The 25,871-nt window shown below is 57.6% G+C and carries 22 protein-coding genes; 13 read left to right on the forward strand and 9 right to left on the reverse strand.

Annotated features, from left to right (window positions below):
• Positions 1-81 precede the first annotated feature (81 nt).
• The 7 genes from ACEN8Q_RS09570 (at position 82) to ACEN8Q_RS09600 (ending at position 9,080) form a co-directional block, all read left to right on the forward strand.
• Positions 82-1,785, forward strand: coding sequence for an AMP-binding protein (locus ACEN8Q_RS09570; protein WP_413705054.1), 1,704 nt, complete (start codon positions 82-84; stop codon positions 1,783-1,785).
• Positions 1,786-1,887: 102 nt separating this feature from the next.
• Positions 1,888-3,396: a CoA-acylating methylmalonate-semialdehyde dehydrogenase gene (locus ACEN8Q_RS09575; protein ID WP_413705055.1), complete on the forward strand. Its 1,509-nt coding sequence runs from the start codon at positions 1,888-1,890 to the stop codon at positions 3,394-3,396.
• A gap of 110 nt (positions 3,397-3,506) precedes the next feature.
• On the forward strand, positions 3,507-4,397 hold the full coding sequence (mmsB, locus tag ACEN8Q_RS09580; protein WP_413428206.1) for a 3-hydroxyisobutyrate dehydrogenase: 891 nt from the start codon (positions 3,507-3,509) through the stop codon (positions 4,395-4,397).
• Positions 4,398-4,399: 2 nt separating this feature from the next.
• Positions 4,400-5,488, forward strand: a complete 1,089-nt coding sequence (locus tag ACEN8Q_RS09585) for an enoyl-CoA hydratase/isomerase family protein (protein WP_413428205.1) — start codon at positions 4,400-4,402, stop codon at positions 5,486-5,488.
• 18 nt (positions 5,489-5,506) lie between these two features.
• Positions 5,507-6,658, forward strand: a complete 1,152-nt coding sequence (locus tag ACEN8Q_RS09590; RefSeq protein WP_413428204.1) for an acyl-CoA dehydrogenase family protein — start codon at positions 5,507-5,509, stop codon at positions 6,656-6,658.
• 65 nt (positions 6,659-6,723) lie between these two features.
• Complete coding sequence (locus tag ACEN8Q_RS09595) at positions 6,724-8,352, forward strand: methyl-accepting chemotaxis protein (protein WP_413428203.1); 1,629 nt, start codon at positions 6,724-6,726, stop codon at positions 8,350-8,352.
• A gap of 32 nt (positions 8,353-8,384) precedes the next feature.
• Positions 8,385-9,080: a TetR/AcrR family transcriptional regulator gene (locus ACEN8Q_RS09600; RefSeq protein ID WP_413428202.1), complete on the forward strand. Its 696-nt coding sequence runs from the start codon at positions 8,385-8,387 to the stop codon at positions 9,078-9,080.
• Between the two features lie 209 nt (positions 9,081-9,289).
• On the opposite strand, the gene ACEN8Q_RS09605 is transcribed toward ACEN8Q_RS09600, so the two are convergent.
• Positions 9,290-9,778: a GNAT family N-acetyltransferase gene (locus ACEN8Q_RS09605; protein ID WP_413428201.1), complete on the reverse strand. Its 489-nt coding sequence runs from the start codon at positions 9,776-9,778 to the stop codon at positions 9,290-9,292.
• A gap of 337 nt (positions 9,779-10,115) precedes the next feature.
• Between ACEN8Q_RS09605 and ACEN8Q_RS09610 the strand changes: the two genes are divergently transcribed.
• Positions 10,116-11,498, forward strand: coding sequence for a purine-cytosine permease family protein (locus ACEN8Q_RS09610; RefSeq protein WP_413705056.1), 1,383 nt, complete (start codon positions 10,116-10,118; stop codon positions 11,496-11,498).
• A gap of 46 nt (positions 11,499-11,544) precedes the next feature.
• On the opposite strand, the gene ACEN8Q_RS09615 is transcribed toward ACEN8Q_RS09610, so the two are convergent.
• Entirely contained in the window at positions 11,545-12,000 is a 456-nt protein-coding gene (locus ACEN8Q_RS09615) for a hypothetical protein (RefSeq protein WP_413428199.1), read from the reverse strand.
• Positions 12,001-12,336: 336 nt separating this feature from the next.
• Positions 12,337-12,858, reverse strand: a complete 522-nt coding sequence (locus ACEN8Q_RS09620) for a hypothetical protein (protein ID WP_413422266.1) — start codon at positions 12,856-12,858, stop codon at positions 12,337-12,339.
• Between the two features lie 1,745 nt (positions 12,859-14,603).
• Here ACEN8Q_RS09620 and ACEN8Q_RS09625 point away from each other — a divergent pair.
• The gene (locus ACEN8Q_RS09625; protein WP_413705057.1) at positions 14,604-15,044 is read left to right on the forward strand and encodes a DUF2628 domain-containing protein; all 441 of its coding nucleotides are present in this window, start codon (positions 14,604-14,606) and stop codon (positions 15,042-15,044) included.
• A gap of 320 nt (positions 15,045-15,364) precedes the next feature.
• Here the strand turns inward: ACEN8Q_RS09625 and ACEN8Q_RS09630 are convergent, their stop codons facing one another.
• Positions 15,365-16,645, reverse strand: a complete 1,281-nt coding sequence (locus ACEN8Q_RS09630; RefSeq protein ID WP_413422270.1) for a haloacid dehalogenase-like hydrolase — start codon at positions 16,643-16,645, stop codon at positions 15,365-15,367.
• 264 nt (positions 16,646-16,909) lie between these two features.
• Between ACEN8Q_RS09630 and ACEN8Q_RS09635 the strand changes: the two genes are divergently transcribed.
• Positions 16,910-17,680: a DeoR/GlpR family DNA-binding transcription regulator gene (locus ACEN8Q_RS09635; protein ID WP_413422272.1), complete on the forward strand. Its 771-nt coding sequence runs from the start codon at positions 16,910-16,912 to the stop codon at positions 17,678-17,680.
• A 260-nt stretch (positions 17,681-17,940) separates the two neighbouring features.
• Here ACEN8Q_RS09635 and ACEN8Q_RS09640 read toward each other — a convergent pair whose 3' ends face one another.
• Positions 17,941-18,861, reverse strand: coding sequence for a universal stress protein (locus tag ACEN8Q_RS09640; protein WP_413422274.1), 921 nt, complete (start codon positions 18,859-18,861; stop codon positions 17,941-17,943).
• 360 nt (positions 18,862-19,221) lie between these two features.
• Between ACEN8Q_RS09640 and ACEN8Q_RS09645 the strand changes: the two genes are divergently transcribed.
• Entirely contained in the window at positions 19,222-19,647 is a 426-nt protein-coding gene (locus ACEN8Q_RS09645) for a potassium channel family protein (protein WP_413705058.1), read from the forward strand.
• A 72-nt stretch (positions 19,648-19,719) separates the two neighbouring features.
• On the opposite strand, the gene ACEN8Q_RS09650 is transcribed toward ACEN8Q_RS09645, so the two are convergent.
• On the reverse strand, positions 19,720-20,604 hold the full coding sequence (locus tag ACEN8Q_RS09650; RefSeq protein ID WP_413705059.1) for a universal stress protein: 885 nt from the start codon (positions 20,602-20,604) through the stop codon (positions 19,720-19,722).
• Between the two features lie 381 nt (positions 20,605-20,985).
• Here ACEN8Q_RS09650 and fnr point away from each other — a divergent pair, with 381 nt between their 5' ends.
• Positions 20,986-21,729: a fumarate/nitrate reduction transcriptional regulator Fnr gene (gene fnr / locus ACEN8Q_RS09655; RefSeq protein WP_413422280.1), complete on the forward strand. Its 744-nt coding sequence runs from the start codon at positions 20,986-20,988 to the stop codon at positions 21,727-21,729.
• A gap of 85 nt (positions 21,730-21,814) precedes the next feature.
• Here fnr and ACEN8Q_RS09660 read toward each other — a convergent pair whose 3' ends face one another.
• On the reverse strand, positions 21,815-22,726 hold the full coding sequence (locus ACEN8Q_RS09660) for a universal stress protein (RefSeq protein ID WP_413422449.1): 912 nt from the start codon (positions 22,724-22,726) through the stop codon (positions 21,815-21,817).
• Positions 22,727-22,951: 225 nt separating this feature from the next.
• On the opposite strand from ACEN8Q_RS09660, the gene ACEN8Q_RS09665 reads away from it, so the two are divergent.
• Complete coding sequence (locus ACEN8Q_RS09665; protein WP_413705060.1) at positions 22,952-23,527, forward strand: N-acetyltransferase family protein; 576 nt, start codon at positions 22,952-22,954, stop codon at positions 23,525-23,527.
• A gap of 54 nt (positions 23,528-23,581) precedes the next feature.
• On the opposite strand, the gene ACEN8Q_RS09670 is transcribed toward ACEN8Q_RS09665, so the two are convergent.
• The gene (locus ACEN8Q_RS09670; protein ID WP_413705061.1) at positions 23,582-24,505 is read right to left on the reverse strand and encodes a universal stress protein; all 924 of its coding nucleotides are present in this window, start codon (positions 24,503-24,505) and stop codon (positions 23,582-23,584) included.
• 104 nt (positions 24,506-24,609) lie between these two features.
• Positions 24,610-25,848 carry an MgtC/SapB family protein gene (locus tag ACEN8Q_RS09675; protein WP_413705062.1) on the reverse strand — a complete coding sequence of 413 codons (1,239 nt, stop codon included), beginning with the start codon at positions 25,846-25,848 and terminating at the stop codon, positions 24,610-24,612.
• Positions 25,849-25,871 lie beyond the last annotated feature (23 nt).

Genomic DNA, 25,871 nt, shown 5'->3' on the forward strand with positions numbered 1-25,871 from the left:
CAGGGCACTCACCGTGAAGCCATCCTTGCTTACCGTCGTCTCCCCACTTTCAGGTACCCGCGCGCGTCTCGGGAGACTCCAATGAACAACAACTGCCAACCCTTCCTCGCCGCTCGTGACTTCCTGCTGGCCCACCGTACCGACTACGCCACTGCCGTGCGTGACTTCCGCTGGCCGCAACTGAACGAATTCAACTGGGCGCTGGATTACTTTGACGCCATGGCCGAGGGTAACCAGGCCAATGCCCTGTGGATCGTCGAAGAGGACGGCAGCGAGCAATGCTACAGCTTCCAGCAACTGGCCTCGCGCTCCAATCAGGTGGCCAATCACCTGCGTGCCCTTGGCGTACGCCGCGGCGAACGCATCCTGCTGATGCTCGGTAACGACATCGCCCTGTGGGAAACCATGCTGGCTGCCTTCAAGCTCGGCGCCGTGGTCATCCCCGCCACCGCCCTGCTGACCCCTGAAGACTTGCGTGATCGCATCGAGCGTGGCCATGTGCGTCATTTGGTGGTCGGCGCCGCCCATGTCGACAAGTTCGACGGCCTGGGTGAAGGCTGCACCCGCATCTGCGTCGGCCCGGCCCCCGCGGGCTGGACGCCGCACAGCGCCGCCAGCGAGCACTCCGAACAGTTCGAAGTCGAGGGCAGCACGCTGGCCACCGACCCGATGCTGCTGTACTTCACATCCGGCACTACCTCCAAGCCGAAGATGGTGTTGCACAGTCACCAGAGTTACCCGGTCGGCCACCTTTCGACCATGTACTGGATCGGCCTGCAGCCGGGCGACCTGCATCTGAACATCTCGTCACCGGGCTGGGCCAAGCACGCCTGGAGCTGCCTCTTCGCGCCGTGGAACGCCGGCGCCTGCATCTTCATCCACAATGTCGCGCGCTTCAGCGCTCCAGCCCTGCTCGGCGCTCTGGAACGCTACGGCGTCACCAGTCTGTGCGCTCCGCCCACCGTATGGCGCATGCTGATCCAGGAGGATCTGGCTGGTATAAAGGAACGCCTGCGCCTGCGCGAACTGGTGGGAGCCGGTGAGCCGCTCAACCCGGAAATCATCGAGCAGATCCAGCATGCCTGGGGCCTTCCATTGCGCGACGGGTTCGGTCAGTCGGAAACCACCGCTCTGGTTGGCAACACGCCCGGCCAGCCGCTCAAGGCGGGCTCCATGGGCCGTCCGCTGCCAGGCTACCGAGTGACAATGCTTGACCCCGATGGCGTCCCCGGCAATGAGGGTGAAGTTGCCCTGCCGCTGGACGTGCGACCACTCGGCCTGATGCTGTGCTACGAGGACAGCCCGGAAAAAACCGCCGAAGTGATGCGCGACGGCTACTACCGTACCGGCGACACCGCGCAGATCGACGCGGATGGCTACATCACCTTTGTCGGTCGCGCCGACGACGTGTTCAAAGCCTCCGACTACCGTATCAGCCCCTTCGAGCTGGAAAGCGCGCTGATCGAGCACCCGGCGGTGATGGAAGTGGCCGTGGTGCCAAGCCCGGACCCGCTGCGCCTGGCCGTGCCCAAGGCGTTTCTGATCCTGGCCCATGACGAACCCGGGAGCGCCGAGTTGGCCGGCAACATCCTCGCCTTCGCCCGCGAGCACCTGGCGCCCTACAAGCGGGTACGACGCATCGAGTTCGTCACCGAGCTGCCCAAGACCATCTCCGGCAAGATCCGCCGGGTAGAACTGCGGCAGATGGAAACGCAGCGTCGTCAGAGCGACGTGCGCGGCCCACAAGAGTACTTCGAAGAAGACTTCCCTCAGCTCAAGGGCTGAACCGGGGCCGGTACGCCGGCCTTTCCGAATTCAAATCCGACCGCTCGGCCAATCTGGCCGAGGGGCTTAACTCGACCCAAAGAAACCAGGCAGGACCCGAAAATGACCACTTCCATCGTTCCAAGCGTCAAGCTCCTGATCAACGGCGAGTTCGTCGAATCGCGCACCACTCAGTGGCGCGACGTGGTCAATCCGGCCACTCAGGAAGTCCTCGCTCGCGTGCCCTTCGCCACCGCAGAGGAAATGGACGCCGCCGTCGCCAGCGCCAAGGAAGCCTTCAAGACCTGGCGCAAGACACCGATCGGCGCCCGCTCCCGGATCTTCTTCAAATACCAGCAACTGATTCGCGAGAACATCAAGGAACTGGCCGCCCTGCTCACCGCCGAACAGGGTAAAACCCTGCCCGATGCCGAAGGCGATGTGTTCCGCGGTCTGGAAGTGGTCGAGCACGCCACCTCCATTGGCAACCTGCAGATGGGCGAGTTGGCCAACAACGTCGCCAACGGCGTCGACACCTACACCTTGATGCAGCCGCTGGGCGTGTGCGCCGGCATCACCCCGTTCAACTTCCCGGCGATGATTCCGCTGTGGATGTTCCCGATGGCCATCGCCACTGGCAACACCTTCATTCTCAAACCGTCCGAGCAGGACCCGCTGGTGACCATGCGCCTGGTCGAACTGGCACTGGAAGCCGGTGTACCCAAGGGGGTGCTCAATGTCATCCACGGCGGCGTCGATGCGGTGAACCTGATTTGTGATCATCCGGACATCAAGGCCGTGTCCTTCGTGGGTTCGACCAAGGTCGGCACCCATGTCTACAACCGCGCCACCCAGAATGGCAAACGCGCACAGTGCATGATGGGCGCGAAGAACCACGCCATCGTCCTGCCCGATGCCAACAAACAGCAGACGCTGAACAACCTGCTGGGCGCCTCGTTCGGCGCCGCCGGTCAGCGCTGCATGGCCCTGCCGGTGGTGATCCTGGTGGGTGAAGCGCAGGCCTGGTTGCCGGACCTGATCGAGCGGACCAAAACCCTCAAGATCAATGGCGGCACCGAGCCTGGCACCGACATCGGCCCGGTGATCTCCTGCGCGGCGCTGGATCGCGTCAACAGCCTGATCGCCAGCGGCATCGAAGAAGGCGCCAAACTCGAACTGGATGGACGCAACCCAAGCGTGCCTGGCTACCAGGACGGCAACTTCGTCGGCCCGACCATCTTCTCCAGCGTCACTCCACAAATGTCTGTGTACCGCGAAGAAATTTTCGGCCCGGTACTGTGCGTCATGCACGCAGCCAGCCTGGACGAGGCGATCGAGATCATCAACGCCAACCCGAATGGCAACGGCACCGCCCTGTTCACCCGCTCTGGCGCAGCTGCCCGTCACTTCCAGGAAGAAATCGACGTCGGCCAGGTGGGTATCAACGTGCCGATCCCGGTACCGGTTCCGCTGTTCTCCTTCTCCGGTTCCCGCGCCTCCAAGCTCGGCGACCTGGGCCCTTACGGCAAGCAAGTGGTGACGTTCTACACCCAGACCAAGACGGTCACCCAGCGCTGGTTCGACGAGGATGACACCGGCGGCTCGGTGAACACCACCATCACCCTTAAATGATCTCTGCCGGCCGGCGCCCAGCGTCGGCCGGCCAGAAATTGAACGGTGCAAGACCAGACATAACGGGTCGATGCGCAGTAGCGCCTCCCCACTCGCTAAAGGTAGTCATCATGCATATCGGTTTTCTCGGCCTGGGCAACATGGGCGGCCCAATGGCTCGCAACCTGCTCAAGGCTGGCCACAGCCTGACCGTCTTCGATCCTTTCCCTCAAGCCGTCGCCGCCCTGGTCGAGGCCGGCGCCAGCGCCGCTGACTCGCCTGCCGGCGTGGCCAAAGCCGGGGTCGGGGTGATTATCACCATGCTGCCAACCGCCGAGCACGTGAAGCAGGTCTATCGGGGCAAGGACGGCCTGCTGGCCAATATTGGCCAAGGCGTGCTGTTGATCGACAGTTCGACCATCGACCCGCTCAGTGCCCGCGAGGTGGCCAAATTCGCCCTTGCCCAAGGCAACCCGATGCTCGACGCGCCGGTATCCGGCGGAACCGGCGGCGCGACGGCAGGCACCCTGACCTTCATGGTCGGCGGCCCGGTCAGTGTGTACGACCAGGCCCTGCCGATTCTCTCGGCCATGGGCAGGAACATCGTGCACTGCGGCGCAGCAGGCAACGGTCAGGTGGCCAAGATCGCCAACAACATGCTGCTCGGCATCTCCATGGTCGGCGTCGCCGAGGCCATGGCCCTGGGTGTGGCCCTGGGCATGGATGCCAAGGTGCTGGCCGGTGTCATCGGCACTTCCACCGGTCGCTGCTGGAGCTCGGAGATCAACAATCCGTTCCCGGGCGTGCTGGAGAATGCGCCGGCCTCGCGTGGTTACAGTGGCGGCTTTGGTACCGACCTGATGCTCAAGGACCTCGGCCTGGCCACCGAAGCAGCCAGACATGCGCGTCAACCAGTGGTGCTCGGTGCTGCCGCTCAGCAGCTGTACCAGACCTTCAGCCTGCAGGGTAATGGCGGCCTGGACTTCTCCGCGATCATCAAACTGTTCCGCGGAGAAGCCTGAACATGAGCGAGCAGCAAGCCCCGGTGCTGGCCAGTGTGCGCAACCGCATCGGCCACCTGACACTGAATCGACCGAGCGCGTTGAACACCCTCGACCTGACCATGGTGACGCAGCTGTACCGGCATCTATCGGCCTGGGAACGGGATCCGGAGATCGTCGCCGTGACCCTCCGTGGCGCCGGAGAAAAAGCCTTCTGTGCCGGTGGCGACATCCGCATGCTGTACGACAGTCACAAGGGCGGCGACGATCTGCACGAGCTGTTCCTGGAGCAGGAGTACGCCCTGGACGAGTACCTGCATGGCTACTCCAAACCGGTGCTGGCGCTGCTGGATGGTTTTGTTCTGGGCGGTGGCATGGGGCTGGCACAGACTGCCTCACTGCGGGTGATCACCGAGCGCACGAGGATGGGAATGCCGGAAGTCGGCATCGGCTTTTTCCCCGATGTCGGCAGCAGCTATTTCCTGCCGCGCCTTCCGGGTGAGCTGGGTATTTATCTGGGGGTTACAGGCTGCCAGGTCCGTGCCGCCGATGCGCTTTATGCCAATCTGGCTGACTACTGCCTGTCCAGCGAGCGGTTGGCGGAACTGGATGCCGCTCTGGACTATGTGAGTTGGACCAGTGCACCTGAAGAAGACCTGCGAGACTTGCTCGACGGCCTCGCTACCGAGCGTATAGCGGGGTCGGAACTCAAGGCGTATCGCCAGGCAATCGATGAATATTTCGCCCTGCCTGATGTGTCGGCGATTCGCAACGCGCTGCAACTTGAGCAGCGTCCCGAGCTGCGCGACTGGGCCGAACAGACGGTCGCGCTACTCGACAGCCGCTCGCCGCTGGCGATGGCCACGACACTGGAGCTGTTGCGTCGCGGTCGATTCCTGAACCTGGCCGACTGCTTCGCCCTGGAGTTGCATCTGGACTATCAGTGGTTCGACAAGGGCGACCTGATGGAAGGCATACGCGCCCTGATCATCGACAAGGACAAAAGCCCCCGCTGGAATCCGTCAACCCTGGCAGAGCTGGCACCAACGCGGGTGCAGGCCTTTTTCAGCGGTTTCCGGCCAGCCTCCAGCCCTCCCCTTCGCATCGCCTGATCAGCAGGAGACAACGCAATGCACGATATCGAATTGACCGAAGAACAACGCATGATCCGCGACATGGCACGCGACTTCGCCCGCAGCGAAGTCGGCCCGCATGCCCAAGCCTGGGAGAAGGCAGGCTGGATCGATGACGCCGTGGTGGCGCAGATGGGTGAACTGGGCCTGCTGGGCATGGTGGTGCCGGACACTTGGGGCGGCAGCTACACCGACTATGTGGCCTACGCCCTGGCCGTGGAGGAAATCTCGGCCGGCGACGGTGCCCTCGGCGCATTGATGAGCATCCACAATTCAGTGGGCTGCGGCCCTCTGTTGAAATATGGCACCCCGTCCCAGCAAGACAGCTGGCTGCCGCTTCTGGCCAGCGGCCAGGCAATCGGCTGCTTCTGCTTGACCGAACCACAGGCCGGCACCGAAGCACACAACCTGCGCACTCGCGCCGAGCTGCGCGACGGCCAGTGGGTACTCAACGGTGCCAAGCAGTTCGTCAGCAACGGCAAACGCGCCAAGCTGGCCATTGTCTTCGCCGTCACCGATCCGGAGCTGGGCAAGAAGGGCCTGTCGGCCTTCCTGGTGCCAACCGACAACCCCGGATTCGTGGTCGACCGCAGCGAACACAAGATGGGCATCAAGGCCTCCGATACCTGCGCGGTGACCCTGAGCGACTGCATGATCCCCCAGGCCAATCTGCTGGGCGAGCGCGGCAAAGGCCTGGCCATTGCCCTGTCCAACCTCGAAGGCGGTCGCATCGGCATCGCCGCCCAGGCTCTGGGAATCGCCCGCGCCGCCTTCGAGGCTGCCCTGGGTTATGCCCGCGAACGCATCCAGTTCGGCAAGCCGATCATCGAGCACCAGAGCGTGTCCAACCTGCTCGCTGATATGCACACCCGGCTCAATGCTACCCGCCTGCTGGTGCTGCATGCCGCGCGCCTGAAAAGCGCCGGGCAACCGTGCCTGTCGCAAGCGTCCCAGGCCAAGCTGTTCGCCTCGGAAATGGCCGAGCGCGTGTGCTCCAGCGCCATGCAGATCCATGGCGGCTACGGCTACCTGGAGGACTACCCGGTAGAGCGCTATTACCGCGATGCGCGCATCACCCAGATCTACGAAGGCACCAGCGAGGTCCAGCGCCTGCTGATCGCCCGCGAGCTGGCCCACTACGCGCTCTGAGCCGTTGGCCGGACGCGCCCGCTGCGTCCGGCCGCCCCTTCTTCCACCCCCTTCTGGAGTTGCCCATGCCCGGCCTGCGCAATATTCCCATCAGCCACCGTCTATGGTTGATCCTGCTGACGTCCATCCTGATGCTGCTGATTCTCGCCGGCCTGATGCTCAAGCAAAACCATGACGACCTCTACGCGGCCAAGGCGCTGAAAACCCGTCATGTGGTCGAGACCGCCAGCGGCATCCTGCGTCACTTCCAAAACCTGGAAAGCCAGGGTCTGGATCGTGAGCAGGCGCAACAACAGGCCCGCGCGGTCATACGCGACCTGCGCTACGACCGCGAGGACTACTTCTGGATCGAAGACCTCGACACGCGCATGGTCATGCACCCCAATGCCAAGCTCGAGGGCAAGCGCATGGCCGGCACCCGCGACCCTGATGGCAAGGCACTGTTCGACGAGATGGTGACCGTGGCAATGCGCGACGGCTCCGGTCTGGTGCATTACCGCTGGCCAAAGCCGGGCTCCGACACGCCGGTGGAGAAGGTTTCCTATGTCGAACTATTCAAGCCCTGGGGCTGGATTGTGGGTTCGGGCATTTACATCGACGACGTGCAAGTCGAGTTCCGCCGCCAGCTGATGCAGACCTTCGTCATTCTGGTGACGATCGCCCTGCTGCTCAGCGTGCTGATCCTGCTGATTGCCCGCAGCATAGCCTCGCCACTGGCGCAGGTGGTCAATGCCATGGAGAACATCGCCAGCGGCGAAGCCGACCTGACGCACAACCTGGACAGTCGCTGGCGCGATGAGCTGACCGCCTTGAGCGGCCACTTCAATGCGTTCACCAGCAAGCTGCGCGCGGTGATCGGCCAGTCCATGCAGAGTGCCGGCAGCCTGGACAAGGCCTCGCAATCGCTCGGTGAGATCGCCAGCGACAGCCAGCGCCACAGTCAGCAGCAGTCACAGCAGATGGAACTGGTGGCCGCCGCCATTCACGAGGTTTCCTACGCTGTGCAGGAAGTAGCGAAGAACGCTGAGCACGCCGCCAACGAAGTACGCCAGGCCGATGAGCAGGCACGCCAGGGCCAGCACAACATCGATAGCAGCCTGCACCAGATCGATAAGTTGTCCGAGACCATTGGCCAGGCCGTCGAAGTGATCCAGAGCCTGGCCCAGGAAAGCACCCAGATCGGCAGCGTGCTGGAAGTGATCCGCGCCATCGCCGAGCAGACCAACCTGCTGGCGCTGAACGCTGCAATCGAGGCGGCGCGCGCTGGCGAACAGGGTCGCGGCTTCGCCGTGGTGGCAGACGAAGTGCGCCTGTTGGCACAACGCACCCAGCAGTCCACCGCGCAAATCCAGGGCATGATCGAGCGCCTGCAGGGCAACTCGGAAGCGGCGGTCAATGTCATCACTGCCAGCAGTCAAGCCGCTCAACAAACCGTGGAACAGGCCCGCGAAACCGGTGAAAGCCTGCACCAGGTCATCGGCGCGCTGCGCAACCTCACCGAACTGAACGCCTCGATCGCCAGTGCCACCCTGGAACAGTCCCACGTGGTCGAGGACATTAGCCAGAATGTCACCCGCGCAGCCTCGCTGGCCCACGAGAATGCCCTGGCGGCAGACCGGTCCAACGAGGCCAGCCTGGAATTGGGCCAGCTGGCGGGCCAGCTCAATCGGTTATTGGGGCAGTTTCGCGTATGAGGTGGATGAGCAACGATGGAGGTATTGATTCCATGACTGCCCCCCAGCCAGTCACGCCCCGTTGCGCCAGCCCGAACGCACTGTTGGCGAGGCCCATCGAACACGTGCACCACTCGCGCTACCTGGAAACCCGCCACAAGGCACTCGAGCTATTCGCCAGATGTGGTTTCAGCCGGGTAAGCATGCGCGACCTGGCTGCTTATCTGGGCATCAAGGTCGGCTCCATTTACAACCACATCGAAAGCAAGGAGGCACTGCTGTTCGAACTGATCGAGGAACTCTACGAACAGTTGCTTCATGGCGCCAGCCAGGTGAACCGTCGCAAATCCGCGCCCGCCGTACGGCTGCATGGCCTGCTTGAGGCGCACCTCTTGCTGCATGAGCGTATGGGAGCGCATTTCCGCCTGGCGGAGTATGACCTCCATTGTCTAAGCAGCGAACAGCAAGCCTTGATCCTGACTTTACGTCGGCGCTATGAGGAACACCTGTTGGGAACGATAGAGCAGCTTACGGGTACACCGCTGAGCGTCACCCAGCGTGATACCTTGAGCAGCATCGTTTCCCTGCTCAACCAACTGCCGGCCTGGATTGCAGAATCCCAGGCGAGCAAGGGAGCACGGCGCAAGCTGTTACATGAGATCGTCATGGGTGCCCTCCACGGTGCATTGCAGGCGACTCATGCCACCGGTTGCAAATTCCCGGAAAAACCAATCATCTACCGCTCGTGAGACAGCGCTCTGAAAATGTCGGTATTTACGTTCGATTACAGCAGGCTGAACGATTTAGCCAATCTGTTGCGTCGACCGGTTGAATCCACAGCCAAAAGCTGCCTCTCACCAAGGGCAGCCATCAGCCATTTGCGGACATGCCATTGCTTTCCATCACCCTGAACCAGCCGATTTCTGCCTGTCATCCAAGGTAGCAATCGACGGTGTATTCAATCTGTCGAGCTTCTGCTGCGCGTCATGTGTATGAGGGCCGATCGGCCGTTTCCCGAAGAAGGTCGCTCCTCAATGGCATAGGGCACAAACCCAAGCTTGGGGTAGAGCAGCAGCCCTGCCGTGTTTTCGTTAAAACAGGAAATCTGCACCTCGTTGGCTCCGTAACGCTCGAATGCCAAGCCGGTCATCGTCTCTACGAGAAACGTGGCTACTCCTTCGCCCCGAGCGCTCGGCGAGACGATGACATTGCCGATACAGCAAATGCCATTGCGTTCAGCTCGATAGAAATTGGCAAACCCAACGACAGTCCCATTGATCTCCACGACAGTAGAGTCGAAGCGTTGGGAGATCGCGGTATTCAACTGCGTTTCCGTTAGCGGAAAGTGCGCCTTCGGAAACATGAAAAACAACTCTTGAGTGTTCTGAGGAAAGCCGCAGATCATTTTTACGTCGCTAGCCTTCACTGGCCTGTGGTTCAGTTTCATTGCTCGTCTCCAAGCTCCATGAGTCAGTACTTTAGCGGCTAAAAGTGGTCATTCCGTCTGTCTACGAAACCAGGGGTGATTCTCTCGCAACCTGCGAAGGTTAGTTGGTTAATTGCACTGACTTGACCACCCATTTGCATTCGACCTGACCAGCCATGTGCATCGGACTTGACCTGCACATTTCGTATCCATGACCGGTAGAGCGCGACCCAGGCTGTGTGAAAACACCTGCAATTTAAGTGAGGGTATGGCGCTACTAGCTATGAGGCGTTCGCAGCTGGGCCGAAAAGCTATCGATGCCTATCTGATAATCACGAAAATAAATCAGGAGGCGGTCGTGAAGCTGGAAAAGCGTAGTATCGAGTTTGTCCCTCACAGTGAACGTTACGGAACGCCGCGGCGGTTGTTCACCATCTGGTTCAGTTCCAATTTCCAAGTGACCGCTTTGATGGTTGGTACGCTGGGTATCGCCTCGGGGTTGAGCTTCGGCTGGACATTGCTGGGCCTGCTGATTGGCAATCTGGTCGGCACTGTGTTCATGGCCGCGCACTCCGCCCAGGGCCCTCACTTGGGGGTTCCACAAATGATCCAGAGCCGGGCACAGTTCGGTGTTTACGGAGCCGCGATCCCCTTGCTGGTAATGGTCACGGCGGCGGTGCTATTTCTTGCCGCCAGCGGCGTCTTGATGCGCGATGCCTTAAAGGCGCTGGTGCCAATGAGCGACGACCAGGCCATTGTGGTGGTTGGCGTTCTGACTTTCATCATTGGTTTTATAGGCTACGAGCTGATCCACCGTATGGGGGCGTGGATGAGCCTGTTATCTACCCTGGTGTTTGCAAGCGCCTTGGCCTTGATCCTGCTGCACCCCAGCGACGCGGCATCAACAACCGTCTCAGGTACGGGCTTTACGCTGGCCGCCTTTAACCTGGTCATAGCGCAGGCGGCCTCCTGGACTTTAGGTTACGGCCCCTACGTGGCAGACTACTCGCGTTACCTCCCCGCGAACGTGAGCACCCGCGCCACGTTCTGGACAACCTATTGCGGTTGCGCACTGGGCTCTTTTGCCATGATGGCATTAGGCGCTTTACTGGCAGTAGCGATACCTGCAGCGCTTGAACACGACCCTGCAACCGCCATTGCCACATTGTTTGGCCCGTGGGCACCTTTGGTACTGGGCGTGATCGCGCTTGGTGTCATCCAGTACAACGTACTCTGCTTGTACAGCGCCTATATGTCTTCGGTCACGATATTCGGAGCCTTTGGAGGGCTCAAATACGTCACGGCTCCAGCAAAAGCGTTGGTGATGGCCATGTTGACCGTTGCTGCGACCCTGATCGCCATAGCCACCCAGTACCGTTTTGACACGTTTTTTGCGGACATTCTGATCGGTCAGTTGTATTTGCTGATTCCCTGGAGTGCGATCAACCTGGTTGATTATTACTGGGTGTGTCGCGGTCACTATGAAGTAGGTGACCTGTACGACCCTAAAGGCCGCTACGCCCGCTTCAACGGGCGAACCCTTATGGTCTATGCCGTTTCGATAATCGGCACGATTCCCTTCATGAAACTCTCGTTCTACACAGGCTTTGTAGCGAACTGGCTAGGCGCCGACATTAGTTGGGCGATGGGGTTGGTGTTGGCCGGGGGGCTGTACTGTACGGTCAACAGCCGACCAGTTGTTAAAAGCTCGCGCATGTTTGGTCAAAGATCTCTCGAATAGCATTTCTCCCAAAATGCAGCATTGCGGCGGTTCAGCTCTCCCGGCGTCATACTCCGACCTTCTCAGCCTGCAGCTTGATGGCTCGGGCTATTCGCTCCCACGCCTCAACAAACTGCTCCTGCTCGAATGCAGACGGCTTTAACCAGTAGTGATGCTTCCCGGAGCCTTTGCTTGGATTACTGTCGCGAGTGGCTTGGTTCTTTACCTCGTCGGGGGTCAGGACATGGCACACCGGCGAGTCTGAACCTACATTGCTCGCAATAACCCAGAACGCGCCTTTGATTTTCCCCAAGTCGTGGCCGAGTGGGACGTCACCGCGTGTTTGTCTGCCTTTCACTTGAACGCCGATTGCCATGGCGCAATCATCGCCGTAGACAAATAGATCGGCCCCTGCAGCATTGCGCGCGGTTGGAAGTGTGGACAGCCCAGAGCGCCCGAGCTGATATGCAACCCAGTGGAGGGCCATCTCAGCGCAGTGCTGGCCGCTGTATTTAGCCGCCATGATTTTCTCCAATTACCCTCGATATTTCAGCATGCCACAACTCTAGCGCTGCACGCTTTTCCCGCAGCAGTTCACCCACTCCACTATTTTCAAGGCCTCCAGCGGTATCGAGGTACCGTCATTTGGCGCTCGTCCTCAGTGTCCGTTATGGGTTGTGGATTCAACTGGTCGCGACAGGCAGAAAACGGCCAAAAGCAGTCATTCCCAAATTCATGCAAGAATCAGAAGACTTGCCGCTGCAACATTTGCCGAGGATTTACTCGAAGAAGACGCCAAAGATCTGCTGCTCCAGAGTTTGGCAGTAGCATTTTCAACAAACCTACTTTAGCGATGAGCTCAACATTGGTGGTTCGCGAAAGCCCCGAAGACTATTTGTTTAATCGCCCGATAAATTTCCAAAACTTCTTTGTTAGAAAGTACTTTCTCACCAGGATTAAAATCCACTCGCAATCCAATTTCCTCTTCATAAGCCCCATTAATAGAGCAGGTAAGCTGAAATATACAGTCATAGTAAAAATATTCATCATCACGCAAGTCTTTAAAAATCCATTCTTTCTTGCGGGCAACCTCATCAGAGCGATAGACCACGAAATCATTCGTCGCTTCTACCACCTCCAAGGTCCCACCCCAACTTTTGATGAATTCGAAAGCAGACCTACCTGGGTCATTCTTGCCAATATCATTGCGATCAACAAACACCTTAACCTTCCCAACATTACTACCAACGACATTTACACCGTTGATAAAAACCGTCTGACTCCCATCTTTAGAACTAACTCCTTTCGACATCAAATCTGAATTTAAACAATACTTCACACCGTCTACCAAAAAATAATTCACTTGCTGACTTTCAGTCACAACCCTACCCCATACCGACAAAGTAGTTAACACTAACGCAATCAGAAAATAAAACCTCATAGCTATTGATCCCTCGCACTTCCAGAAACATGGCGACCAAGAGGAATTAGCACACAATCAATCACCCTTCCGCTATCAGATTTTACTTCAGCTGCAACTGACACCAAAAGTGACAGCTGAATATCCCACCCCATCACCCGAACTTTATTTTTCAAGATCCTGATTTTATATAAAAGACCAAGCCTTTAATCTTCGATCGCATCATTGGACACGCTGACAGCGTCGGCGACTGTACCTCCGTCCTTATCTACAATCGCGCCAAAATGAACACCACTCGACTCTGCCCCTGACGAAGGAACACTAATGCGAGCGTAGACTAGGCGCGCCGGATGAATTAAAAACTCTTAGATCAAAATGCTATCACTGAATCTTTTGTTTAGAAGCCGAAGAGGACTACTCACCCGATTGCATTCCTGAGTCCTGGCGCTTTAATCCTTGCTAGTCCCTGCTTGATATAGCCCGTACTTCCATCGATTGTGTGTAGCTCCGAGAACGCTGTCACAGACATCCTAAGATTCTTTCAACTGACACACATTGAACATCGCAGCCTCCGTGACTACGGCGACTAGATCGCCGCTGACGTCATACAGGCCGATCTCAAGAATCCAATCACCCCGACTTCGGGCAGAATGAGTGACTCGGTGATCACGGTGTTGGGGTTGGGGTTATGCGGCCAGGGCCGTCATCTCTTGCGTGATGCTTCCAGGTAGCGTGACGAATGAAGTCTTTCGATTGCTGCCTGTCGCCACCGGCAGCAATGGGTCTCAGCCGGTCGCGACCGGCTGAGACCGGCCGGAAGCGGCAATCTCTCATTCTCTTCCGTGTAGGGAGCACAACCTGGACAAAAGCACTACCTACCATACACTTGGCAAACAAAGGCACGTTTTTGTTTTCTGGCTAGCTAGCCTAGGTTAGGCCTATGAACCCTCGCTATCACGAGATACACCGGGCCGAGATCAAACGACGGTTGTATCGCTACGCCGATCAACAGTGGGATGCTCTTCTTGGTGCATTCGCCACAAGTATTATCCTTGCGGGCTTTGGGGTCAGTTTCTTTTTTTCGCCCATACCAGGAAGCTGGATTATAGGATTCGTATTCTTTTTCTTGAGTGCACTTTTTTTCGCCATGTATAGGTGGTTGCTTCGGACCCTGAGAAAGCGGGAAATAGACAGTGGATGGCTCAATACATCTGATCAATTAATTTTCATACTGCTTACTTGTCTGGCTTTATTTTTATCTGACACTAATGAGTGGATCTATTTTTTCGTCTTTCTTTGCGCAAGTGCATACAGTACTTGGCGTCTACGACAGAACCTGCGAACTCATTTGATGCGCTACTATTTTCGCGAAGCGCGCGAGTACATTCGAGAGGTAGAACGGTACAGCCCTCGCCCTAAACGCCCAACCGTGCTGAAAGCGCCACCATAGGGAAGGAGTACTTTGGTTCGCAAGCTGACCTTTTTGACCGGCAGCAACCGGCCATTACATAGCAGACCTCGGACGCGCTGCTAGACTCCGCAATGAGGCCAAAGACAATGCCGCCATTCCTACTCGCCTCATTTCGTGTTTCTGGCGCGACACTCAAGCAAAACAGGGAGTTACGCATGAGCAAGGAACGTTATGCGACAGAAACGACGGAAAATACTACGCCACTTCTGCCGTCTACTTATAATAAGGAAGCCTCATGGAATCTCATAATCCCTACTCCCCACCCACTGCAGTGGTTCTCGAACTAAACGAACAACCAACTGACGAAATGATAGAAAACCTACCGATTTCTGCAGTTTGGAAAGAGCGCTTCAAGGCAATCGCTCATGCAGGCGGGCCAAAGCTACCCAACCTCAAAAATCTTCCAAAGCCGGAGCGAAGAAAAGCCTTCTCTTTTAACATATTGGCGTATCTCTTCGGCCCAATATATTACCTATCAAAAGGAATGTGGAAGAAATCAATCACATACTTAATCTTGTCAGTTGCCATTATTATAGTCCTAAGTTTTCTTCTAGATGCGCTCGGATACCCCGAATTATCCAATGCCCTCAAATATGGAGTAAGTGCATTTTATGCACTCCGCGCAAACATAGACTTTTACAAAAAAACCGTCCTACATAGCAACGGATGGTGGTGACAGCTAACAATGCGCTCAACCACCGCTTACTTCGTTTGAAAACTGGGCGCATATTTATTTCTTCTACTCTAATCGGCCTCTCCAAGACGGCAGTCCTGGGTCGCTTTCTGCCTCTCGCGACGGGCAAAAAACGGCCAAAAGCGGTCTGTGGGGCGCGCCTCGTAAATCCAGGGCCACTCACAATTTTGACTCGATACGACTGACTTACTCGGGCCGGTAGCGGTATCGACTTTCCGACGCAGAATCATCATTACCGCAGGTACAAGGCGAGTTGCACTGCGGCTCGCGGATGGCCGCCGGCCACCCGCGAGCCAGTGCCATCAAGCCAGTAGCTTAAGCTCGTCTTTACCGTACTTGAGCGATTTCTCGTCTGGAATCATCAGGCCAGTGTGCTCGTTGCGCCCCTGCAGGATGAAGCGGGCGTTCGGGGTGCCCAACTGGGTAGCGGCCTGCTGGCTGTCGGTGCCGATCTCGCCCTTCTTCATGCGGTTGACGATCACCCCCACCGCCGTATCGTTGAAGTCGCGCAGCATCCAGGCATCGCCATCGCTGTCGCCAGCCACCAACACCGGGCCATAGCCCTTCTGTTTAACCAGCACGTTCTTGATGCCGACGGTCTTGCCCGGCCCGTAGTTGAAGTGCCAGTCCGGCTGATAGCGAGTGGTGTACTTGCCGCCTTCCATCGCCATGCGCAGGCCGATCACGTTCTCAGGCGGCACGCCGTATCCGTAATGAGGATTGCCCGCGAACACGCGTACCACATCGTCGATCGAGGCTGTGCTGACATAGACGTCGATGCCGTTGGCGCGCAGCGTGTGCATCAGGCCGCGGATTTCCTCATGGATGCGGATGCCATGAAAGTGCGTATCCGCCACCACCCCGGCCTTGCCCGGCAACGTGCGTGAGCTCTCGTACTTGACCTTGCGCAGCGCGTCGCCGATGGCGTAATTGTTGGAAGCCTCGGCCATCGCCTGCAACTCAGCCGTGGTCATGTTCTTGTAGAAATACAGAATCCACTTATAGCCGATCTCCACCGGGTAACTGTCGCAGATTGCGTCGTACATGAAGTAGAGCTTGGCGAGAAAATCCTTGTACTGCTCGCTGGCCTGAATCTCTTCCAGGCTCTTGTCGCCGGCGAGCCCCTTGTAGTTGGCGTGCAACCAGCGGTAATCCGCTTCTACGTCGCTGGCGATGTCTTCCATCTTGACCGGCTTGCCGTCCACCGTGGTGTAGTCCTTCATGAATGCGCCGTTCGGCACGTCCTGACGCACCACCTCAGCGAACTCATCGGGCGTCAGCTTGTACTGCAGATGATTGATCTGGTAGACCAGCAGTGCTTCTTCACAGTCGTTCATGATGCAGGTGTTGTCCCAGTCGAACACCGCGTACGGGCGCTGGTCAGGGCGGTAGGACGCGCTCTTGACGCCGTGCTCATCGATCACCGCCTGCAGACGCTTTTGGTTGAGCGGCGACCAGCGCGCCGGGTCCAGCGCACTTGGTGTGGCCGGGGGCGTGGCGGCTTGCGTTATGCGGGATGACAACAACAGCGGACTGACAACGGAAACGGTGGCGAGGGTGTTCAGAAACTGGCGACGCTGCATGGCATAGCTCCTACTTCTAGATGAGAGGTTACAACCGAGGCGATGGCGAAAGCGTGTTTCGAAATGCGGACGAGGGGAAGAAATCGTCCGGCCACGAGGCTAGCTCCAAATACACAAAAAAACAATGATGCCTCAGCATTCCACAAATATGACGCGCAGGCTGCGCCAGCCCAATGATCATGAGGCCGCGCCAAACTTGACAGCGACTGACGCCCCTCCACAATGCGTGCTCGGACAGCGACTCGAACAGCAGGGACACCCGGTATGTGGCAAGAAGAGCGTTACCAGCGGATCCGCGCACTGCTATCGACTTTGCAGCGCGTCACCACCGACCGCATCGTCACGGAGCTGAACGTTTCACGCGAGACGGTGCGACGCGACCTGGTCGCTCTGGAAGAACAGGGGGAGTTGAAGCGGATACACGGCGGCGCCATCCGCGTTGAAGACGAAGCGCCCATCGCCGAGCGGGCGAATATCAACGTCAAATTCAAGCGTGACCTCGCGCGCGCAGCGGTCAGCCTGCTGTCGCACGGACAGACTTTGTTTATCGACGCGGGCACCACCACCGTCATCCTCGCCGAAGAGCTGGCCAAGCTGGGAGGGCTGACCGTGATCACCAACTCGTTCAACGTGGCGTTGCAATTGCGTAATCCCGCTGTGCCAGGCGGCCAGCACAACGAGGTGATCGTACTGGGCGGTTCGCTCGACGACCGAGCTCCCGCTACGGTTGGCGGCACCACGGTGGCGGAAATTGGCCGCTATCGGGCCGACCTCGCGCTGTTATCTCCCGTCGGCATCGACGCCCAGCGCGGTGCCAGCAACTACGACCACCGCGAAGCCGAAGTGGCGCGCGCCATGGCCGACAATGCCGAAGGCGTGGTCATCCTCGCCGACTACAGCAAGATCGGCGTGGAGAGCCGCGTCGCTTTCTGCCCGCCAGAACGCATCGACGTGCTCATCACCAACCACAAGGCCAGTACCGAAGCGGCGTTCGCCGCACTGAACGCCAAGCTCAAACGTATTGTCCTGGCGTAGCAGTGGCTCGGCGGTTGCAACAGGCATTGACGCAGCGTGATGCTCTAGTGCGGCGCAACCGGGTAGATCTTGCACGACGCGACTCTCGGCGCGGGCAAACTGACCGTAACTGTATTGGCTGCGATCGCTTGCAATGGGTCGATTTCTGCACTTGGTGACGGGCAGTAATCCACAGCCAATAACGGTCATTCATTGTCTACAAAATCAGGGGCGATTCAGACAGTTGATTTTTATCAACTGCAAGCTCGACGGCGTTCCTTTCAATCGGGCAAGACTAATGGCTTGACGATCATCAAACTGCACGGTGCCCGGTTTAACACGCTCTCGGCAGTATCGCCGATAAACCGGTCACGCCCACGGTGATAAACCGTGCCCAGCACCACCATGTCAAAGGCATTCTGTTGAGCGAAAAGTCCGATGACCTTGTGGGGGACGCCTGTCAGTGAGTGTCGGCGTGTATTGCTGATGCAATAGCGCTCGGCAAGCACATCGAAAGCCTCTTGTTGGGCATCTTCAATTGCGTCCCTCAAACTGTTATCAAGACTGCCTGTCGGCACACTCATCGGCACATCGCTTATCTCTGACCAACGACTGACGTTAAGTAAGTGCAACTGGGCACCACAACTGGCCGCCAGAGTAGATGCCAGGTCGATTATTCGGTCATTTAATCCCCGAGTCAGCTCTTCCAGATGGGATAAATCGATCGCCGCGAGAATTTTCAAGGGTTTAGGATTTTTGGCGCTGGTAACCAGGTGCAGGGGAGTCGGACACTCGCGTAGCAGTCGCCAGTCCACAGGCCGGTGAAAGGCACGGTCAAGTGCCGGCACATAATGGGTGTCCTTGATTACCAGGTCCGGAAGAAAGTCGTTCACGTACTCAAGCAGGTTTGTCAGGCTCGACTTGGCCCAGACCACTTCGGTGGTCACCTGTATGCCGCCACATCGTTGAAACCGGGCCTGCTGCTCCAGCCAATGACGGTGCACCTGCAGGTAGCCTTCTCGTGCCTGAGCCATCGCATCATGGTCAAGCAGACCGGCTACCGCCAGTGCCTGGACATAATCGAACGCGACAATGTGCAATAAGGCAGCGGTTGCACCAGCCAAGGCATGTGCACGCTCAAACGCCGGGGTCAGGGTCATTTCGCTGGGGGCTATCAATAGAATGCGTTTGAGTTTGAGCATCACATACCTCGCCCTGAAACCTGCCTGAGTGCGAACCCGCCTGGCTGTCGGGGCCTTGAATCAAACGCCTGTTACTTCGAGTGAGCTCGTGACTGCAGCCAGCAAAATATCCGGCAATACGACGAACAAGTACGTTTTCATAATCGTCCCGTCGACTTGTTACGACTGGAAAGCGGTAGTTCGATTATTTGGAGTTATGCCGTGGGGAACCTGACTTTTATCAACTAATCAGCAGCTATCGTTAACGGAACGACTGGCTCTCGATTACTAAAACCCTTGTTGATTCAGCTCAACGATTTTCCGGCTTCTTGGCGTAGAAATACTCTGATTCACCGTCTCCCCTTTCACTGGAGATTTGCCATGCTGGCAGTCACGCTGATCAATACGCTGGTGGTCATCATCACCGTATTGATCCACTATGAATGCCTGTTACGCCTGAATGATTGGCTACCCCGGCTCAAGCTGTGGAGCCGCTTCAGAATCGTAGTTGGAGTGTTCGGCGCCCTCCTGGCCCACGCAATAGAGGTCTGGTGCTTTGCGCTGGTCTATTACCTGATGGTGCACTCAGGGAGATGGGGCAGCCTGACGGGAAACTTCGACGGTTCGCTGATGGACTGCGTTTACTTTTCCTTTACGACGTACACGACGATCGGCTTCGGCGATATTTCGCCTGTGGGTAACCTCAAATACTTGACCGGTCTACAAGCCCTTACCGGGCTGGTGCTCATCACGTGGACCGCATCCTTCCTGTTTCTGGAAATGCAGAAGTACTGGAAGCGCAAATAATCCCCTTTCTGACTCGTATCAGACTCAACTGTCGAACTGACGGTGTGCCATCAAGCCTGGTATAGACTCGATCTAGACGGCCAGAACGCAGCATGGCACCTGATACAGAATATGCTCGGTCGTGCTGCCCAGAAGCTTGTCCACACCGTGGGACTGAACTCTGCCCATCACGATCACATCCACATTGTGTTCATTAGCAAACTCACTCAACGCTGTGACCGGGTTTCCCTCAATGAAATGTCGACGATCGGAGGGCACTCCGAACCGACCTGCCAACCCCAGAAAAGAATTTTCCAGGTCTCTGCGAAGCGCTTTGGTCAGGTCAGCAAGTGTCAGGCCGCCCATGTCCGCCAGAAAAGCGGCCGAGATATCGCAGGCGTATAGCAAATGCAGCTCGGCGTTGCACTGCATCGCAAGGCTGCAAGCCTGTTTGATGATTCGGTCGTTCAGTCCATTGTCGGTTGACTCGATATCCGATACCTCGACCGCTGCTACAACCTTGCGGGGCAAAACGAAGCTGCTCCCGCCTACCAGATAGACCGGCACCAGACAGTGACGCAACAAGTGCCAATCCAACGGGGTGAAGAAGGCTCGCTTGAGCACGGACTCATGCTGAACCTCCTTGATCAACAAGTCGGGCTGCATGTCCGTGACGTGATCAATGATGTCTTGCTTCATGTCTTCAACCCAGGCCACCTCGGAGGTCACCTCTATCCCCCTGTCACGCAAATTTTCGGCCTGAGCCTTAAGCCAGCCGCGATGGTCCTGCAGGTATCGCTCCCGAGCCGATTCTCGATCGCCCTCTTCAAGCAGCGATAACCATTTGAACGAGGGGATAAGCGCCGCGATATGCAAACTTGCACCGCTAGCCTTGGCCAGCGCCGCTGCACGATTCATGGCTGGAGAATGGCGCAAGGCCGGGTTGATGATCAGTAACAGGCTTTGATACTGGCTCATGATAAATCTCCCGTGGGGTGGATATTCGACGCAGGCCGACTCTGTGTAGACGTCAGTGATTGGCCATCAATGTCCATTGCCGGCTCAGCCTAGGCTTCATGTCCCTACAGTTGCTCGGCACTTAGATAATCGCTCATGAACTTCTCCGCCAGAGGATCAGGCAACCAGCAGGTTTTTCCTCGATTCTGAGAGTCTGAAGCGCTCATGACTTGATTTGCATCAAGTCTCAAAGATTGCATATGAACTGAATTGCGCATGTGAGCCAGCCGACGGAACGGTTTTTTACCCGCTTGTCTGTTACGCCCACAATAGTTTGGAACAAAAGGTGGTTTGGGCAGGTAGCACCTATGCTTATCCCATCCATTTCGGGGCATTTAGGTCATGTCTGAAGCCAGGCCGTTTCAAAGTCAAAACCTCAAGTCTGCATGTTCCAACTGCAGCGTCCTGGAACTGTGCCTGCCGCTTGGCCTTACCGGTCTGGAAATCGAACGCCTGGACACACTGATCGTGCAACGATTGAAGGTCAAAAAGGGCGCGGCGCTTTACCGCGCAGGCGACCCTTTGCGTTCGCTGTATGCGGTGCGAATCGGTTCGTTCAAGACCAGCGTGCTTTCGGTCGATGGTCGCGAGCAAGTCACAGGGTTCCAGATCCCCGGCGAAATGCTTGGTCTAGACGCCATCAGCACCGATCTGCATGCATGTAATGCAGTTGCCTTGGAAGATAGCGAGGTCTGCCCCGTCCATTTTTCTCACCTGGAAAAACTTGCTCGAGAACTGCCTTCATTGCAGCACAACCTGAACAAAATCCTCAGCAGGGAAATCGTTCGCGATCACGACATGCTGATGATGCTGGGTAACATGAACTCGGATGAACGCTTGGCCGCTTTTCTCCTGAATTGGTCGCAGCGCTTGAATACCCGCGGTTATTCGTCCAGCAGCTTTGTGCTGAAAATGCGTCGGGAGGAAATTGGCTCTTACCTGGGCCTGCGCCTTGAAACCATCTGTCGGGGCATCGCGCACCTGCGTGACCAGGGAGTGGTGGAAATAAACGGACGCGACGTCAACATCCTGAACATGGACGAGCTTAAGCAACTGATCATGGGCTGCCATCGCAATCTCCGCTGACACCTGTTGACTGGAGAACCTTCATGCGTGCCATGGTTCTGGCTGGCGCTGTTGCGCACAGGTCAGTTCAACGGCGCAATAGTGCTCATTCCCTGACACGCGACCTGACCACCAAAATACTGCCCGCCACAGAGTACAGCGCTCGCTCTGTGTTGCTACCGATCAACCGGTCGAGCCCCACCCGATGCGCAGTGCCCATCACCACTACATCGGCCAGGTATTGCTCGACAAACTCACTGATCACCGGCACCGGCAGTCCCATGACGAAATGCCGTCGCTCCGGTGGCACCCCGTAGCGCTCCGCCAGTGCAACAAACGCCTGGTGCAAGGATTGACGCAGCTCTTCGCTGAGATCCACGCCCCAACCGCCCCCGGCCAATGGCGCGTCGCTGTTGAAAGCGGGCGATAAATCATAGGCGTAAAGCAGGTGTAACGGCGCATCGCATTGCAGAGCCAGGGCGTTGGCGGTTTGAATGATGGTGTCGTTCAATCCGCTGATTTGTGTCGACGGATCGAACGGATCCACTGCTGCCACGATTCGGTGCGGCAAGCTGTACCGGACATGGTTGACCAGATGCACGGGGATCGGGCATTCACGCAATAAGTGACAATCAAGCGGGGTGATGAACACCCGCTTGAGCACAGGTTCAAAGGTCACATCCTTGATCAACAGGTCGGGCTTGAGATCTCCGACCGTCTTCAAAATATCCAGCAGCGGATGGGTGGTGAAGACGGCTTTGACCGTCACGTCCAGCCCCAGGTCGCTGAGTCGATCGAGCTCTTCGGCCTCCCAGCGGCGGTAGTGACGCAAGTACCGCTGTTGCTCTGCGTCGTCGACTTTTTCTTGCCATAAATGAACCACCGGCGCCGGTTCGACAAAGGCCCGCACATCCAGTACGGCCCCGGCTGCCTTAGCCAATGCGACGGCACGCAACTGGGCGGGAGACTGATGCAGGGTTTGGTCAGAGATCAGCAGAAAACGTAGATATTGACCCATCACACACCTCCGTTCGACTCCGGTCATACAGTGCCAGCATGCTTTCAAGACTGCGCTCTATCACCTCGTGCGGTTTGATTTACATCAAGCACACGCAAACCAGTGCCGCCGGCACAGCTGTCTGATCCAGATCAGATTCAAGCATCGACAGCGGTGCAGAAAAGGATTCAAACGCGGTTCTTTTGCCGCATGCCAACCTTTCAAACCGCACAGGAGGAACACCCCATGCTTACCGTCAAAGACCACAATGATCGGGCCGCGGCACCCTCCGCCGCGGTCGACGGCCAATACTGGATCGAAGCGCTCAGGGACGGGCGATACCTGCTGATTCGGCCACTGGCGGAGAAGGATCGCGACCGTGAATACGCATTCATCAAACGGCTGTCTCCCGAGTCCCGCCACATGCGTTTTCTCGCGCAGATCAACGAACCCGGTGCTGCGATGCTCAATCAGTTGATGGACACGGATCATAACCAGCGTGTGGCCTACATCGCTTTGGTCCATGACAACGGGCATCTGGTCGAGATCGGCATCAGCCGTTACGCGGCCACTCGCGAGCATGAGTGTGAGTGTGAATGTGAATGTGCCGTAACGGTCGCCGATGAATGGCAGTACCTGGGTCTGGGCACATTGCTGATGGAACATCTGATCAAGGCGGCCCGCAAAAACGGCTTTCGCCAGATGTATTCGGTGGACGCCTCCAGCAATACCCCAATGCGCGACCTGGTCAAGGCGCTCGGATTCGAGACGCACAATGATCCCGACGACAGCCGTCAGGTGATTCATCGTCTTTACCTGTAGAAAATCGCCCCCGCGATGTTCCGGCCAACGGCTCATCGAGGGGCGATCAATCCCTCAGGATTGCAGTATTCTTCCTGGCTTGATCGCCAGCACACTGCACGGCGCCCGATGCAGGAGTTGCTCGGCCGTGGTTCCGAGTAATTTGCTCAAGCCCTTGTGCTGCACCGTGCCCATGACAATGACATCGCTGCGGTACTCGAAGACAAACTCACAAATACTCGGCACGGGTGCCCCCTCTATGAAGTGACGACGCTCCGGTGACACGCCGTGGCGTTCAGCGATGGCCGCAAATGCTTCACGCTGAACCGCTCCCAACATTTCATAAGTTCCGGTGTCCAACGGCAATGCGGCAAAGCCCATGTCCTGGACGTATACAGCCGTCCAGTCATACACATGCAGCAACTCAAGACTGGCATCACAGACCGCGGCCAGTTTCGCCGCAGCGTCGATAATCTGGTCGTTGAACACACGGTCCTGATCCTCATCGCGCAACACATCAATGATGGCCAGTACGTTGCGTGGTCGGGCATTCAGCGGAGTAGTCACCAGATGCACCGGCACAGGACAATCGCGCAGCAGCTGCCAATCCAGCGGTGTAAAAAACACGCGCTTGAGCGCCGATTCTTCCTGGGCGTCCTTGATGATCAGCATCAGCGGCATCTCATTGATGAAGTTCAGAATCTCCTCATAAGGATGCTGTACCCATACCACTTCGCTGGTGACCTCGACGCCGTGCTTGCTCATCAGTCCGGCCTGCTCCACGAGCCATTGGCGATGGGTTTGCAGATAGCCGTCCCGAGCTAGACTGAATTGTTCCGGGGCGAACAGCCCGGCCACCGCCAGGGCCTGTGAATAGTCGAACGCAACGATGTGTAACGGCAATTGCATCACAAGCGCAAGCGCGGCAGCCCGGTCGAATGCCGGTGTCCGAGTCATGGCTGAAGGAGCAATCAAGAGTAAACGCTGAGATTGCGACATAGGGCACCTCGGCACACGGCCATTTCAATCCAGGAGTAGAACCACAGATTGATTGCTCCTTGTTCCGACCACTTGATTTTTATCAGTTGCGCACGCGATATCCTTCAGAGCAGCCCCATCCCCGCCCACAACGCCAGGGTCAGCAACACCTGGCCCGGGATCACGTAAGCGGCGAAGCGTCGCCCGCCGCTTACCCACGCCACCACGCATTTGCTGACGGAGTTGCTGCTGATCGCAATCAGCACAGGCCCGACAATGGCATCGAAGGGCAACTGACCGGACTTGGCCAGCGTGGCAATCGACGCCGTGGAAGCATGCGCATCAGCAAAACCGCTGAATGTGGCCGTCAACATCACCCCCAGCTGGCCGAAATGGCTGAGCATCACAGACGAAACAAAGGTAATGCCGGTCATGGTCAATGTGACGATCAGGGCCAACTTGAGGTTGAACGCCCCACCGACTTTGATCGGCTGGTTGGCCTCGGTCGCTGACTTGGGAAACATCAGGCATACCCCATACAACGTCGTGGCGGCCGCTCCGGACATCAATGGCCCCCACATATGGCTCAGTAAACCGGGGTCGACCGCCCCCAGAATCAAGCCGACATGCGTAACGGTGGCCATATTGGACAGGATCGCTGCCGCACTCAGGACCTTGATATTGTCGGGCTGCCGGGCGACGAGATGGCCCATGGCAGCGATCGTCACGGTGCTGGAAGCGAAACCGGAGGCAATCGCGCTGATCGCATATCCGTACCGCGTCCCCAGGGTCCGAACGGCAATATGTCCAATCGCCCCCACCGCCATCAGCAATACGGTCAGGCTGCAAATGGTGCGTAGATTGATGGCAACGTAGGGACCGATAAAGCGGTCCGGTGCCAAGGGCAGCACGACAAGAGCAGCCGTCAGGAGGATAAGGCCGTCGCCTAATTCCGCATCAGTCAATTGGCTGCGGGCAAAGTGGTGCAGCTTCTCTCGATAAGTCAGTAGCCCTGCCATCACCACGCCGATAGCAATCGCTAGCTCAGGGTTCATGCCACACAACGCCCCCAATACCAGCACCGTAAATAATGCTACTTCACTGGTCACCCCGGGGTCGTCGCTCAGGCTTCGCCAATAAGCCACAGTGACGAGCAATCCCAGAGCGATGACCACGATGCCCACCAGCAAACCGCCACCGACCTGCATCGCCACATAACCCAGCAACACCGTAATGGCGAACGTCCGTAAACCGGCACAAGCGCGGGTCTCGCCCTGATCCTTATGCCGTTCGCGTTCAAGACCGATGAGCATGCCAATCCCCAGCGCTGCGGCTGCTCCTGTCAGCCCAATGGCTCCGTTCATTGGATCTTCATCTGCTTGAACTG

The sequence above is a fragment of the Pseudomonas sp. Pseusp16 genome, assembly GCF_047324915.1.
In the GTDB taxonomy this organism is placed as follows: domain Bacteria; phylum Pseudomonadota; class Gammaproteobacteria; order Pseudomonadales; family Pseudomonadaceae; genus Aquipseudomonas; species Aquipseudomonas fluorescens_CD.

Excerpts from the sequence above, each read along its gene's own strand:
- ACEN8Q_RS09570 (WP_413705054.1), top strand. The coding sequence starts at position 82 with ATGAACAACAACTGCCAACCCTTCCTCGCCGCTCGTGACTTCCTGCTG.
- ACEN8Q_RS09575 (WP_413705055.1), top strand. The coding sequence starts at position 1,888 with ATGACCACTTCCATCGTTCCAAGCGTCAAGCTCCTGATCAACGGCGAG.
- mmsB (WP_413428206.1), top strand. The coding sequence starts at position 3,507 with ATGCATATCGGTTTTCTCGGCCTGGGCAACATGGGCGGCCCAATGGCT.
- ACEN8Q_RS09585 (WP_413428205.1), top strand. The coding sequence starts at position 4,400 with ATGAGCGAGCAGCAAGCCCCGGTGCTGGCCAGTGTGCGCAACCGCATC.
- ACEN8Q_RS09590 (WP_413428204.1), top strand. The coding sequence starts at position 5,507 with ATGCACGATATCGAATTGACCGAAGAACAACGCATGATCCGCGACATG.
- ACEN8Q_RS09595 (WP_413428203.1), top strand. The coding sequence starts at position 6,724 with ATGCCCGGCCTGCGCAATATTCCCATCAGCCACCGTCTATGGTTGATC.
- ACEN8Q_RS09600 (WP_413428202.1), top strand. The coding sequence starts at position 8,385 with ATGACTGCCCCCCAGCCAGTCACGCCCCGTTGCGCCAGCCCGAACGCA.
- ACEN8Q_RS09605 (WP_413428201.1), bottom strand. The coding sequence starts at position 9,778 with ATGAAACTGAACCACAGGCCAGTGAAGGCTAGCGACGTAAAAATGATC.
- ACEN8Q_RS09615 (WP_413428199.1), bottom strand. The coding sequence starts at position 12,000 with ATGGCGGCTAAATACAGCGGCCAGCACTGCGCTGAGATGGCCCTCCAC.
- ACEN8Q_RS09625 (WP_413705057.1), top strand. The coding sequence starts at position 14,604 with ATGGAATCTCATAATCCCTACTCCCCACCCACTGCAGTGGTTCTCGAA.
- ACEN8Q_RS09630 (WP_413422270.1), bottom strand. The coding sequence starts at position 16,645 with ATGCAGCGTCGCCAGTTTCTGAACACCCTCGCCACCGTTTCCGTTGTC.
- ACEN8Q_RS09635 (WP_413422272.1), top strand. The coding sequence starts at position 16,910 with ATGTGGCAAGAAGAGCGTTACCAGCGGATCCGCGCACTGCTATCGACT.
- ACEN8Q_RS09640 (WP_413422274.1), bottom strand. The coding sequence starts at position 18,861 with ATGCTCAAACTCAAACGCATTCTATTGATAGCCCCCAGCGAAATGACC.
- ACEN8Q_RS09645 (WP_413705058.1), top strand. The coding sequence starts at position 19,222 with ATGCTGGCAGTCACGCTGATCAATACGCTGGTGGTCATCATCACCGTA.
- ACEN8Q_RS09650 (WP_413705059.1), bottom strand. The coding sequence starts at position 20,604 with ATGAGCCAGTATCAAAGCCTGTTACTGATCATCAACCCGGCCTTGCGC.
- fnr (WP_413422280.1), top strand. The coding sequence starts at position 20,986 with ATGTCTGAAGCCAGGCCGTTTCAAAGTCAAAACCTCAAGTCTGCATGT.
- ACEN8Q_RS09660 (WP_413422449.1), bottom strand. The coding sequence starts at position 22,726 with ATGGGTCAATATCTACGTTTTCTGCTGATCTCTGACCAAACCCTGCAT.
- ACEN8Q_RS09665 (WP_413705060.1), top strand. The coding sequence starts at position 22,952 with ATGCTTACCGTCAAAGACCACAATGATCGGGCCGCGGCACCCTCCGCC.
- ACEN8Q_RS09670 (WP_413705061.1), bottom strand. The coding sequence starts at position 24,505 with ATGTCGCAATCTCAGCGTTTACTCTTGATTGCTCCTTCAGCCATGACT.
- ACEN8Q_RS09675 (WP_413705062.1), bottom strand. The coding sequence starts at position 25,848 with ATGAACGGAGCCATTGGGCTGACAGGAGCAGCCGCAGCGCTGGGGATT.